Raw genomic sequence first — 13,201 nt, 5'->3', positions numbered from 1 at the left:
TTCATAGGTGGGGTTTTTAGCATTTATTTAGGTGCACTTCCCGATTAAAAAATTACGCATTTTAACTAAGATTGTGATTTCATAACAGAGTAAAGGTACATACTACATTATACATACCTGGTGGACCACATTTTAACACATGTTTCATAAGAACTATAATCATCGATTGTAGTATTATGTCAAAAGTTTTCTTTGTATATTTTTCCGGAGGGATATTATGACTTTTAATGAGGTAATGGCATTAATTATGCCTTCTTTTATAGCGCTTCTTTATTACTTGAAAATTAGAAATAGTAGCATTAAGGTATTAGATGGGATATGTCATCTAGCCTTCTTTATCTTAAGTATAAACAGTATATGTTATATAATTCTCATCCTTTTAAAAAAGGATCCAATGATTTTTAATATGTCCTTTACAGTAAAATACTGCATTTTGGCCGTGTGTATAGCAATCTTACTTGTCACAATTTATCGTTTTATAGAGCTGAATGTGAAAATGAAAATTAAGGTTGATTCAGTTTATGAAAAAGAAAACAAGTAAATCCATTATTAGTATTGTGACCATTTGTATTTTACTGATAAGCGCCTTTGCTTTTTCCCTTTCTATCTATATTAGTAAAGAATTTACTGACCAAAGTATAGATGAGATGCTGTTTTATTTGGTAAGTGGTATGGAAGGGACTTCAAGTGATGTATTTCTATCTGCTATTCAGTCAATTCCACTTACATTTTTGCTGCTTTTTTGTATGTTATATATGCCGATCTTAAACAACAGAAGGACGAATTATATAATCGAATTAATAATTAGAAATAGAGAGTTTAACTTTCAAGTATTCCCTAATAAATTCTTGTACAAATTCCGCCTGTTGTATGCATGTGTTATCCTCTTACTCACCATTATGGCGGGTTATTATATGCTGGGAGTAAATAACTATGTAAGCAGTTTACGAGACTACTCTACTTTTATCGATGACCATTATATTAATGGTAGTAATATTACGATTGCTTTCCCGGAAGAAAAGAGGAATTTAATTATTCTCTATTTGGAATCGATGGAAAATTCCATGATCACCCACGAAAACGGTGGAGGATGGAGTTACACAGTCATTCCTGAACTAGAAACAATGGCAAAGGAGAATGTAAACTTCTCAAACTCAGAAAAAATAGGTGGAGGTTACTCAGTGTATGGCACCACTTGGACAGTAGGGGCGTTGGTAGGAACAACAGCAGGTATACCTTTGAAAATCCCTGTTGATGACGGGAACGCATATACATCATCTACAACATTCCTAGCAGGAGCATATACACTGGGAGATATTTTGGAAAAAGAGGGTTATAATCAAATGGCCATGTTTGGTTCAGATTCAAATTTCGGAGGAAGAAAAAACTATTACACAATGCATGGTAATTATGAAATGTTTGATTTGAATACAGCTATCAATGAAGGTAAAATGCGTGAAAGTGAAAAGGTATGGTGGGGATTTGATGATTCTCATTTATTAGAATGGGCGAAAGAAGAATTAACTTCCTTGGCTAATAAAGAAAAACCATTTAGTTTTACACTTCTAACAGCAAATACACATTTTACTGATGGTTATGTCGAGAGTGGTGCAGAGAATTTGTATGAGACTCAGTATGAAAATGTCTTTGCTTATTCCTCTAAACAGGTAGATGAATTTGTCAACTGGCTGCGGCAACAAAAATTCTTTAGTAATACAACACTAGTAATAATAGGTGACCATCTTAGTATGCAACCTAGTGATTATTTCAAAAAATACACCTATGATGGCTATCAACGTACGATTTATAATGCAATAATTAATTCGCCAGTCGAGCCTATACGGTCAAAAAATAGAGTCTTTACTAATTTAGACATGTTCCCAACCATTTTGGGCAGTATGGGAGTCAATATAGAAGGAGAACGCTTAGGATTAGGTACTAACCTCTTTTCTGACCGTAGCACCTTGGAAGAGGAACTTGGCTTAAATTACGTAAATGATGAGCTTGCTAAAAATTCGCAGTTTTATAATCATCATATTTTACAAGATGATTACTATAAATTAAAGAAACAGGCAGATGAAAAAGAAGAAAAATGAGAATCATGGGGTCAATCCAAAAGCTTGTCTTTAGTAAGTGCGCTACCCTATATAATTGTATTAAATTTGAGGAGAAGTAAAAGTTGGATAGACAATCTAAGTCTGTAAGAAAACTGTGAGGTATATATTTCAAGACGTTCATAGTATAGATAAGTTAGATGAGATGCAGTTGCTCCTTACCATATATATAACTTTTTGCAAACAAAAATTAAAGGGGAACAGGAAGGTGCCTTCATCGTCCAGAAAATAGGAACTCGAAGATTGCTGTCTTCCTTTAAGTAAAATCTGAAAAATAAAAAAGTAATTCTAAATTGGGAAAAGTAAAAGCTTCAATACCACTATATTCGTATTGTTTGAGCCATTTTAGGATTGCTTTATGATCGGTCCCTAAAGATTTAGCTATTTCAGATGAACTCTCACTTCCATTTAAGTAGCGTTTAACTGCTTGTAATTTATCTTCTGCAGAAAATTTGGCCATAGAAAAATTGCACCTCCAATTGTTAGATGGTGTCTAACAATTGGGGTGCAGTTCAAATTACCTTGGGTTTTGTGTACACGTTCTCTTTATCCGATGGCAGCGTATTAGACAAAATGAGTCATTTCAGATACTCCTCAAGAACATAGCTGTTTTCTTCCATCGAGCCGTCATCGGAATAAATACCTATATAAGAATTAACGTCCGGATTGTAATAAATATAGATGGTGGTTTCAAAGGTTTTAAGGGCAGTCGTATCTGGAGTGTCCCAATATATCCTTTCGTGGGTACCTTTAACTTCCTTTTGGAACGTGACCCCCTCCTTATGTGAGACTAGCTGATCCGCCTCTTCTCTTGTAATTTGATAATCAATTAGTTCCATGACAGTGCTTTCAAAGTTGGAAACCTTCCATTGATTATTTTCTCTTTGAATTGTAATGTTTGTTATATTCCCTGAATGAAGCATATTTGGTGTTTCAAGGAAAGAAAGTGTAACCATATTTTCCGTCTGTTGAGAAATGGTTTGACGGATTGTACCATAGAAATTCGGGAAAAACTTGAGGTCACAGCCACTGTAGCAGAACTCTTTTGCAGTTTCAAATAATGTACCATGTACAAATTCTTCCGCAGCAAACTGACGTAATTCCTGAGCGAAAGGACCATATTCTGATTCGACAAAATTCCTGTCGTACTTATAACTCCATTTATACTTATCTCCAGCCTCATTGAAAAGCTGCTTGATATTGGTGAATAGGTTTTCCGTTATAGAAAAAGCCTCATCACTCGATATTGCTTGGGAAGGTGACTCTTCAATAGGATTGTGAACGGGTGTGTTTTCCTGAGGCTGTTCAGTTTCTCCTAACTCCTTATCCACCTCAATATAGGGTACCTGTTTTTGGGTTAAATGGCTCTCTTTTTCAATGTGGTTGTTAGTTGCTCTTTCAATATTCGAACCAGGTTTGTTACTATTATTAAAATCGCTGATCATAGGTGTGATAAGTAATATAAATAAAATAATTACTCCGGCGATGGAAGCGTAGTAGCCGAATTTGCGAGGCTCCTTATTCCTTTTTAGTATAGCTTCGTTTAGTTTGACTTTTTCCTTTTGATCTATTTTGATTTGGCTTGTAAGGTATGATTTTACTTCTTCGTTAATCTTCTGATCGAACAGATCCATATTCTACACCTTCCTTTACCAGTATATTCTTTAATTGAAACCTACCCCTAGTTAATCTCGCTTTTACGGTGTTCACTTTCACTTTTTTTATCTGACTAATTTCCTCAACTGATAAGTCTTGATAATAAAAAAGAATGAGAATGTCCTTGTAAATAGGAGAAAGTTTCGAAAAAGCCTCCACAATTTGATTGGATTCAACAGATTTTAGATAAACATCTTCCGCTCCTGTTTCGTTAGATTTCATAAAAGGCTCCATGATAGGCATGTAAATAAGATTTCGAAAGCTCCATTTTCTTTGATAATCCTTGCATTTGTTAATTGTGATACGTATAAGCCAAGTTTTATATTGTGATTCATTTCGGAAAGAAGATATTTTCTTATAACAGGAAATAAAAACATCCTGAATAATATCTTCGCAAATCGTTAGGTCATTTACATACATAAATGCAATTCGTTTTAAGTCTTGACCATACAAGTCGAAGAGCTGATTGACAAGATCCGCATTTGACAATTCATTTATACTATCTTCGCTAATTTTCATTCCCCCATCCCCCCATACACTAATTAGACGTACCCCAGTTGAAAAGTAATGCAATATGAAAAGATTTTTTATTGAAAGTAGAGAAGTTTATTTGTGAGGGATCTCGCACTTTCCCAAATGACAAAAAAGACCCGATAAGCAAAATGCTTACAGGGTCTATAATAGTGTAACGTGTCCCCTTGTACTAAACGTTTGTCACCCTACCGTTTTGTTACGGATTCTGTCAATTCTAGATGTTGTTTTAGTTTGGATGACAATGCCATCCGTTCTTCCTCTGGAACAATATAATAGTAGATTCCATCAATTCTTGTTCCGCTTCCGGCAATTTGGCTTTGTTCTAGTTTTGAAGAAGCAGTCTTATAATTTTTCTGAATCTCGATCATCTGATCAAACGTTATATTCGTTTGGATATTATCACCAAAAATATTTAGGATATCCCCTGCTTTGGGTAGAGAAGAAAGCGATGCCCCTTTTTTAATAACAGCCTGAATGATTTGACGTTGGCGCTCTTGGCGTCCGAAGTCACCTCTTGGGTCTTCATATCTCATACGTGAGTACGCTAGGGCTTTTTCACCGTTAAGAGTAATATCGCCTGTATCATAGGAAAAACCACCAGAAGAAAAAGCTAACGAGTTTGTAACAGTAACTCCGCCAACTGCATCAACAATATCCTTAAAGCTTTCCATGTTCACTTGAACATAATAGTCAATCGGAATATCTAGGAAATTTTCAACCGTATTAATTGTCATTTCTGGCCCACCGAATGCGAACGCATGATTTATTTTATCATCGAAACCCTTACCTACAATCTCAGTTCTTGTGTCACGAGGGATACTTACCATCTGTGTTGACTTTTCATTTGGATTCACAGTTAGAATAATTAATGAATCTGAACGACCACGGTCCCCGGTTCTTTGGTCGACCCCCATCAATAAAATTGAGATTGGATCTTGTTCTTTGAATTCAACTATTTCAGTTCGTTTCTCTGACTTTTCTCTTTCAATTGGTTTGTGCATAGACGCAACCGTATTTTCAACAGAATTATATAGGTATAGAGCATATCCTCCGACACCAAGAATAACAATTCCTACTATACTTGCTAAACTTATTACCCACTTTTTTGTTTTACTCATTCTATTCTTATTCTTTTTCTCCATACCTATCTCCCTTTTGTATGAAACTGTAAATACTATAAAATTATAGACCCCTTTGTAAAAATAGACAATAAAAATCGAAAAGTCTCTAAATATACTATAATATGTATAATATAGAAAGAATCCGAATTTATGGAAAATGGAGGAGTGAAGTTAAGTGAAGCGCTACATCTCGTTTCTAGTATTCTTTACATTAAGTGTTGTTTTGTTAACAGGCTGTACAAAAGATCCTGTTCCGGAGGATCGCTTTGAAGCATTTATTCGGGATTGGGAGGAGCAAGATTTTGAAAAGGTATATAGTCAATTTTCTTCCGATGTAAAAGCAAACGTCCAAAAAGTCGAATTCGTAGAACGTTTCGCAAAAATTTACAAAGATATTGATGTTAAAAACTTAAACATTAATTTTAAAGTTCCGGAAGAAAACATCGAACCTAATGAAAAAGGGGAGGTTGTTTTTTCGTATGACTTTTCGATGGAAACGCTCGCCGGCCCCATTGAATTTTCTGAACATGCAACGCTTGTTCTAGAAGAAAAGGATGACGAGAAAAAATGGGCAGTTAAATGGGAGCCAGCCATGTTCTTTCCAAACATGGAAGAAGGAGATGAAATTGGCCTTTCAATAACATCTCCAATACGAGGGGAAATTCTAGATCGAAATGGTGTTAAATTAGCGGAAAATGGACTTGTCTATGAAATCGGCCTAGTACCCCAGGATTTAGGAGAAAACAAGGATACGACTATCGCAACTGTAGCCGAACTACTTAAAATAACACCTGAGACAGTTGAAAAAAAGTTAAATGCTTCATGGGTCCAACCTGACTATTTTGTACCAATCAAGAGGCTCTCCCTACAGGAACAGGAGCTTGCGACGCAGGTAACGCAACTTAACGGCGTACTCTCGAAAAAGGTAGATTCGCGTGTCTATCCGTTTAAGGAGGCTACCGCCCATTTAATTGGTTATATTGGAAACGTGACGGGAGACGATTTAAAAAAACTTGAGGGAAAAGGCTATACTGAAACGGATGTTGTAGGTAAAAAAGGTCTTGAGATGGTATTAGAAGACCGTTTAAGAGGAGAAAAAGGGGCGCGTCTTTATATTAAGAAAGCGAATAATGCAGAAGATATTACATTAGTAGAAAAGGTCGCAGAGGACGGCGAAACGATTACGTTAGCCATTAATATTGATGTTCAGCTTAAAGCGTATGACCAAATTCAGGGAAATGCTGGTGCTGCAGCTGCAATACATCCGTTAACAGGGGAAGCTCTAGCACTTGTAAGTAGTCCATCGTTTGATCCAAACGCTTTTGTTTTAGGGATATCTACCGAAGAATGGAATAAATTAAATGAAGACCCCTTAAAACCTTTACTTAATCGTTTTGGTTCAACATATGCACCGGGGTCTACCTTTAAACCAATTACAGCAGGAATTGCACTTGAGAACAAAGTAATTGGACCCGAGACAACACTTGATATCCAGGGCAAACAATGGCAGAAAGATAGTTCTTGGGGTGGCTATTCAATTACAAGGGTAACAGACCCAGGAAAACCTGTAAATTTAAGAGATGCATTAATCTACTCAGACAATATATATTTTGCTCAGGCAGCACTTGCTATTGGTGGTGAAAAATTCGAAGTTGAACTAAAGAAATTTGGGTTTGAAGAGCCATTTTCGTTTGAATATCCATTATTTGAATCGAAAGTATCCAACGATGGCCTAAACTCAGAGATATTAGTAGCAGATACAGGTTATGGTCAGGGACAGCTTGAAATGAATCTAGTTCATCTGGCCATTACCTATACACCCTTACTCAACTCAGGAAACCTTTTGAAACCACGCCTTATATTGGATGGTTCAGAAACGGAAGTGTGGAAAGAAAATGTTATATCACCTGAGACAGCGAAGACAATACTTGAGGATCTGGTACAAGTTGTGGAAAATCCAAATGGAACTGCAAGAGATGCAAAGATAGAAGGATTGCTCCTTGCGGGTAAAACTGGTACGGCTGAGCTTAAGGAGAGTAAGGAAGAGATTGGAAAGGAAAATGGATTTTTTGTTGCGGTAAATACAGAAGATCCAAGTCTCTTACTTGCGATGTTAATTGAAGACGTGAAGAACGGTAGCCATGACGTGACTCCAAAAGTTAAAGCTATTTTTGAATCGATACTAAATAATTAATAAAAAACAAAAAAAGCTGATAATTTTTGTCAGCTTTTTTTATATCTAGTTACAATTTCCGAGGAAATATTACAAAATCTCCTAAAAAGGATAAAAAAGTTTACGTTATATTGTATAATATAGAAAATTAGTCGTGTTTTATATGGGGGTAAAAAAAGTGAAAAAGGCGTTAGTTATTATTGTGATACTACTTTCTGTTGCTATTGTTGTGACAGGGAAGTTGCATTGGAATAATAAAATTCAGTCAACTGCAAAAACCAATCTAGTTACAAAAACTGATGATGTCAAAATAAAAACTGTAGTTGAGGAAAATAAAGAAGATAAAGTAATCAAAGTTAAAGCGTACGCGAATAATCTACCAGAAGAAATACAAACAAAGCTTATTTCTGCTACTGAAGATGGGAATCCAGTTCATTTCGTAATAGCTGGTTCGAGTGCCACTTCTGAAGAACCAAATGCTTGGCCAACTTATTTAAAGGAAAAGTTAGAAACTACGTATGGTAGGGATGTTTTACAGATTACAATCAAAGAAATTGCTGATAAAACCTCGAACCAGGTTTTACAAGAGGAGTTATATCAAGAAATAATAGATCTTTCTCCAGATATTCTATTATTTGAGCCATTTATTCTATATGATAATGGGAAGGTTCGCTTGGAAACAAGGCTTGAAAATTTAACTGAAATAATTAATAAAATTAAAGTTGGGTATCCCGAGGTCAGTATTTTGCTTCAACCAGCAAATCCACTACATAATGCAATCCATTATCCAAATGAAGTAGATAAATTAGAGACTTATGCCTTGGAAAATAATTATACTTATCTCAATCATTGGGAAAGTTGGCCAGACCATCAATCTGATGCCATAGCTCCTTATTTAATTGATGGTGTTCCGAGTGAACAGGGACATCGGGTTTGGTTTCAATACCTAGTGAAATATTTTATAGCAGAATAAAATAAAAATTGAACTCATAGATTTATACTATGTTTGATTATTATAAAACTGAAATAAAAATAGATAATTGGAGCATTCCATATACAAAAATTAGTCCTATAGAATAAAATTCTATAGGTTTCTTTAGTTTTATTTCTTAAATATGGTTTTAGGTTGCATTTTTCTCAGAGAATTGTTAAAACAATGGATAGTAAGGTGTTTTATGAAGAATTTATTTCAAGCGTTTAATGATAGAATGTAGCTATAGCGTATTGAATAACTATTCGTTGATAATCGGAGGGGATATATTGAAGATACGGAAGGCAATTATTCCAGCGGGTGGACTTGGAACCAGGTTCCTACCTGCAACAAAAGCACAGCCAAAAGAAATGTTACCTATTGTAGATACTCCAACGATCCAATACATTGTCGAAGAAGCAATTAATTCTGGTATTGAGGATATCATTATCATAAGTGGGCGTGGAAAAAGATCTATTGAGGACCACTTTGATAAGTCATATGAGTTAGAAGAAACACTAACCAAAAGGGGAAAATGGGATGTACTTGAGGATGTAAGAAAAGTTTCAAACTTGGCTAATATTCATTATATTCGGCAAAAGGAACCCAAGGGCTTAGGTGATGCAATTAGTTGTGCTAGGACCTTCATTGGAGATGAACCATTTGCAGTATTATTAGGAGATGATATCGTCCAGAGTCCTAGTAAACCTTGCCTCCAACAGCTAATTGAAGTATACCAGAAGTACCGCTGTACAGTAGTTGGGGTACAAGAGGTTGAGTATAATGATGTTACTAAATACGGGATAGTGGGTTATAAAACGAAAATTCCTGATGAAAATATATTCTTTGTAAATACACTTATTGAAAAGCCAGCACCAATCCAAGCTCCCTCAAATTTAGCAATTATGGGTAGATATATTCTACAACCTGAAATATTTGATATTTTACATAAATTAACTCCAGATAAAAGTGGTGAAATTCAGTTAACAGAAGCTATCAGACTTTTAACGGAAATTCAAAATGTTATTGCCTTTTACTTTGAAGGAAACCGCTATGACCTAGGAGATAAATTAGGTTTTGTTAAGGCTACAATTGATTTTGCACTCCAACGAGAAGGATTAAAGGAAGAATTGCTAAACCATTTTAAGAATATAATAAAAGAGAATAAATAACAGCAATGGAATACAAGTAATATTAATGCTATCATTACTAATATAGATCTTGAATTAAATAAATAAATAGTAGGTGTTATGTAGTGGAAAAGCGGATTAAAGTGATGACCATATTTGGAACAAGGCCAGAAGCCATTAAAATGGCCCCGTTAATTCTTGAATTAGAAAAATACCCTGATGAAATTGAATCAATTGTAACGGTAACAGCACAACATAGAGAGATGTTAGACCAGGTCCTTGAGGTGTTTAATATACAGCCAGACTTTGATCTGAATGTAATGACAAACCGTCAAACATTAGTAAGTGTTACTACGAAAGCATTAGAAGGACTAGACAAGATTATGAAGGAAGTAAAGCCTGATATTGTTTTAGTTCATGGCGATACTACGACTACATTTGTAGCAGGCTTGGCAGCCTTTTATAACCAAATTGCCGTTGGACATGTAGAAGCTGGATTGAGAACATGGAATAAGTATTCTCCATTTCCAGAGGAGATTAATCGTCAGATAACTGGGGTTATTGCAGACCTTCATTTTTCACCGACAATTAAATCGTTTGAGAATCTGATAAATGAAAATAAAGATAAAAGTAATATATATATTACTGGTAATACAGCAATTGATGCTCTAAAAACTACTGTTAATGATTCATTTAAACATGAGGTTCTAGAAAAGCTTGGAGATGATAAGCTAATCCTGGTAACTGCCCATAGGAGAGAAAACTTAGGTGAACCTATGAGAAATATGTTTAATGCGATTAAAAGATTAGTTAATGAACATAATGACGTTCAAGTGGTATATCCTGTACATTTAAATCCTGCGGTTCGTGAAATTGCGGACGAAATACTGGGAAATAATAATCGAATTCATCTTATTGAACCACTAGGAGTTCTAGAATTTCACAACTTTGCATCAAGAGCATATCTAATTCTAACCGATTCAGGTGGCGTTCAAGAAGAAGCTCCTTCTTTAGGAGTGCCTGTGCTAGTATTGAGAGATACTACGGAAAGACCAGAGGGTATCGAGGCGGGTACGCTGAAATTAGCGGGAACAGAGGAAGAGACGATTCATACACTAGCACAAGAGTTATTAGTTAATGAAGTTGAATATAATAAAATGGCCAAGGCTTCAAATCCTTATGGTGATGGGAGAGCATCCTATCGTATTGTTCAAGCAATCTTATATCACTTTGGCAGAAGAAATGAGCGACCTGAGGCATTTCAATAATCCTAACCTTCTCGCTCATCAAATAAAAGACACCCTATTTTGAGTATAGGGTGTTCTTTTTGTGTTTATTTCGTTTCTTGTTTTTGGGGAAACTTGTAAGTGTTACTCTTCGCTAATGATTTTCCAGTTGAATCGACTATTTTTAAGACTACTTCCTCATTGTTTTTATTTGGGGTGTAAAAAGCCCTTAGACGTTCCCCATTCTCAAAATATGTCTCAACTTCATTATCGTCAATGAATGCCTTTGTAGCAACAGTAAAGTTTTTGCCTTCTATTAATAAATAAGGCACGTCATCTTCAACTTTTGAGGTTACCTTGTTTATCTTTGGATCAACCATTCCTAACCGATACTCTTTGCTTGGTTGGATAGAAGATTGATTTTCAATACCATACATATTACCAAACAAAATATCATATTGTAAGTATTCATAGGACAATAAATCACGTGTGTCTAAGTTTGCGTCATCAACATAATCAAGACGCGGTATATTGTACATTCCATTTTGTCTCTGATTATTAAGAAAATCGGTTAAGTATGTCCCCTCAATGCCAGCCCTTTGCAGGATATAAGCACCAAGGAAGGATGTCCCTAAGTGAATTTCCTCTTTCTCAGTTGAGAAGTTATCCCAAATTAATAACGGTGTAGAATGCATCTTCAAATATTCCTCATAACTTTTATCATCTTTGTAATACCCTGTCTCCCTATATGCCTTATAATTGTCACCCAACAAAGGTAAATGGTCCCCGAAAAAGACAACCATGGTCTCTTCGTCAAGTTCATTAAGCTCTGTAATGAACTTATTAAAATCCTGATCGATATCATATAAATTATCCGCCAAAAATTCAATTATATTCGTTGAGTCCTTTGTAAGTGTTCCATTTGTTCGATCATCGGTTATTTCCATACTTGCATAATATTTTTTAGCATCTGTCTTGTATGGTCCATGATTTTGCATTGTGACTGCAAAAATGAAATTAGGAGTATCACTCTGTTTAATTTGATTTAAGATGAACTTTGTAATATCTGTGTCCCTTGTATACATTGCATCCGGTTCGGGCTTTTCAAAAAACTCTATGCTGTTAAAATTATCAAAGCCAAGGTATTTGTAGACCTCATACCTTTTATAAAACCAGTTATGATATGAATGTAATGCTATAGTCTTGTAACCGTTATTTTTAAGAATATGAGGTAGTGCTGGTATTGGTTTGTCAATATTATGCTGGTAAGGAACTGAACCATTTGATAAAAATTGCATAGATAAGCCTGTTAAAAACTCAAATTCGGTATTTGCAGTTGATCCACCAAAGACAGGGGTCAAGACTGTGCCTGATGTATGACTTTCTGATAGGGCATGAAAGTTTGGTAAAGGATCCTTATTAAAAGTTATCGAATCAATAATGGTAGGATCCCAGAAGGCTTCACTCATTACTACAATAATATTAGGTTTCCTTGGTGAAGGGTTAAGTTCTGGTTGACGATCAATATCATTAATGATTTCATCAATTTTTCTTTTTGTATACTTATTAGGTTCATCCATGTTCTTTACTTTCACATTCTTAATAAAACTTGTTAGTACACCGTTTTTATCATAATTAGCAACTTGGTTTTCATTGTCAGTTTGAATGGAAAAGAGCTTATTGATAAGAGTATGTGTGTGATTAATTTCTTGGCTTACCATTAAAACTAATAATAAAAATATTAAGGGACTACTAATAAAATGAAGTAAATTTCGTTTACTTCCTTTTGGTATTTTGTAAATAACAAAAGCTAATACAATGATTAAAAGTATAGTTACAATAATATAAATATATGGAATTGATTCGGAAAAGAAATCCAACATGTTCCTTGCTTCGTTTACAAGTAATAAATCTGATGGTAATAGTGGGTCTCCACGGAGTGATTGTTTGGTATAGCTAGCAAATGCAAGAATTCCGAACAATAAAAGACAGATTAAACTCAAACTATAGTACATCTTTTTATTGAAAATCCGAAAGGTTACTAATAGAAGAAAGAGTAGTAAAGTAATAAAAAGAAATTCCAGTGAATGGGATGATAGCCATTTTAGTGCATCAAGTATACTCCATCTATGGACTGACTCGATTAGAATTGAAATAAGAATAGCGTGTAACCCAGTAATAAGACATTCGTATAACCAGTTCTTAAGTTTATCATTCATTATTATCACTTCACTTTAACGAAAATTTAATACATACCATATTATCGTATTTTTAACA

11 protein-coding genes are annotated in these 13,201 nt (G+C 34.9%); 6 read left to right on the top strand and 5 right to left on the bottom strand.

Features of this window, described 5'->3' with window-relative positions; translation table 11 throughout:
* Positions 1–217: 217 nt before the first annotated feature.
* Positions 218–541 carry a hypothetical protein gene (locus ACWNMY_RS08745; RefSeq protein ID WP_449537844.1) on the top strand — a complete coding sequence of 108 codons (324 nt, stop codon included), beginning with the start codon at positions 218–220 and terminating at the stop codon, positions 539–541.
* Positions 522–2,096 (top strand): LTA synthase family protein, encoded by a 1,575-nt coding sequence (locus ACWNMY_RS08740; RefSeq protein WP_449537843.1) that lies wholly within the window; start codon positions 522–524, stop codon positions 2,094–2,096. The genes ACWNMY_RS08745 and ACWNMY_RS08740 overlap by 20 nt, the downstream gene beginning before the upstream one ends.
* 274 nt (positions 2,097–2,370) lie before the next feature.
* On the opposite strand, the gene ACWNMY_RS08735 is transcribed toward ACWNMY_RS08740, so the two are convergent.
* The 4 genes from ACWNMY_RS08735 to tagU form a co-directional block, all read right to left on the bottom strand.
* Positions 2,371–2,574 carry a transposase gene (locus tag ACWNMY_RS08735; protein WP_449537842.1) on the bottom strand — a complete coding sequence of 68 codons (204 nt, stop codon included), beginning with the start codon at positions 2,572–2,574 and terminating at the stop codon, positions 2,371–2,373.
* Between the two features lie 118 nt (positions 2,575–2,692).
* Positions 2,693–3,748 carry a hypothetical protein gene (locus ACWNMY_RS08730; protein WP_449537841.1) on the bottom strand — a complete coding sequence of 352 codons (1,056 nt, stop codon included), beginning with the start codon at positions 3,746–3,748 and terminating at the stop codon, positions 2,693–2,695.
* Positions 3,723–4,289 (bottom strand): sigma-70 family RNA polymerase sigma factor, encoded by a 567-nt coding sequence (locus tag ACWNMY_RS08725; RefSeq protein ID WP_449537840.1) that lies wholly within the window; start codon positions 4,287–4,289, stop codon positions 3,723–3,725. Before ACWNMY_RS08725 ends, ACWNMY_RS08730 begins: the two co-directional genes overlap by 26 nt.
* Positions 4,290–4,489: 200 nt before the next feature.
* Positions 4,490–5,446: a polyisoprenyl-teichoic acid--peptidoglycan teichoic acid transferase TagU gene (gene tagU / locus ACWNMY_RS08720; protein WP_449537839.1), complete on the bottom strand. Its 957-nt coding sequence runs from the start codon at positions 5,444–5,446 to the stop codon at positions 4,490–4,492.
* A gap of 154 nt (positions 5,447–5,600) precedes the next feature.
* Between tagU and ACWNMY_RS08715 the strand changes: the two genes are divergently transcribed.
* The 4 genes from ACWNMY_RS08715 to wecB all read left to right on the top strand — a co-directional run bounded on the left by ACWNMY_RS08715 (position 5,601) and on the right by wecB (position 10,966).
* Positions 5,601–7,619, top strand: coding sequence for a penicillin-binding transpeptidase domain-containing protein (locus ACWNMY_RS08715; RefSeq protein ID WP_449537838.1), 2,019 nt, complete (start codon positions 5,601–5,603; stop codon positions 7,617–7,619).
* A gap of 157 nt (positions 7,620–7,776) precedes the next feature.
* The gene (locus tag ACWNMY_RS08710; RefSeq protein ID WP_449537837.1) at positions 7,777–8,571 is read left to right on the top strand and encodes an SGNH/GDSL hydrolase family protein; all 795 of its coding nucleotides are present in this window, start codon (positions 7,777–7,779) and stop codon (positions 8,569–8,571) included.
* Between the two features lie 287 nt (positions 8,572–8,858).
* Complete coding sequence (galU, locus tag ACWNMY_RS08705) at positions 8,859–9,740, top strand: UTP--glucose-1-phosphate uridylyltransferase GalU (RefSeq protein ID WP_449537836.1); 882 nt, start codon at positions 8,859–8,861, stop codon at positions 9,738–9,740.
* An 83-nt stretch (positions 9,741–9,823) separates the two neighbouring features.
* Positions 9,824–10,966 carry a non-hydrolyzing UDP-N-acetylglucosamine 2-epimerase gene (gene wecB, locus ACWNMY_RS08700; protein ID WP_449537835.1) on the top strand — a complete coding sequence of 381 codons (1,143 nt, stop codon included), beginning with the start codon at positions 9,824–9,826 and terminating at the stop codon, positions 10,964–10,966.
* Positions 10,967–11,031: 65 nt separating this feature from the next.
* Here wecB and ACWNMY_RS08695 read toward each other — a convergent pair whose 3' ends face one another.
* On the bottom strand, positions 11,032–13,143 hold the full coding sequence (locus tag ACWNMY_RS08695) for an LTA synthase family protein (RefSeq protein WP_449537834.1): 2,112 nt from the start codon (positions 13,141–13,143) through the stop codon (positions 11,032–11,034).
* Positions 13,144–13,201 lie beyond the last annotated feature (58 nt).

The organism is Ferdinandcohnia sp. Marseille-Q9671 (assembly GCF_976954385.1).
This window is presented reverse-complemented; position numbering and strand designations above follow the sequence as displayed.

What these genes read in the sequence shown, in the direction of transcription:
- ACWNMY_RS08695 (WP_449537834.1), bottom strand. Translation starts at nt 13,143, where the DNA reads ATGAATGATAAACTTAAGAACTGGTTATACGAATGTCTTATTACTGGG.
- ACWNMY_RS08735 (WP_449537842.1), bottom strand. Translation starts at nt 2,574, where the DNA reads ATGGCCAAATTTTCTGCAGAAGATAAATTACAAGCAGTTAAACGCTAC.
- ACWNMY_RS08725 (WP_449537840.1), bottom strand. Translation starts at nt 4,289, where the DNA reads ATGAAAATTAGCGAAGATAGTATAAATGAATTGTCAAATGCGGATCTT.
- ACWNMY_RS08730 (WP_449537841.1), bottom strand. Translation starts at nt 3,748, where the DNA reads ATGGATCTGTTCGATCAGAAGATTAACGAAGAAGTAAAATCATACCTT.
- tagU (WP_449537839.1), bottom strand. Translation starts at nt 5,446, where the DNA reads ATGGAGAAAAAGAATAAGAATAGAATGAGTAAAACAAAAAAGTGGGTA.
- ACWNMY_RS08745 (WP_449537844.1), top strand. Translation starts at nt 218, where the DNA reads ATGACTTTTAATGAGGTAATGGCATTAATTATGCCTTCTTTTATAGCG.
- ACWNMY_RS08740 (WP_449537843.1), top strand. Translation starts at nt 522, where the DNA reads ATGAAAAAGAAAACAAGTAAATCCATTATTAGTATTGTGACCATTTGT.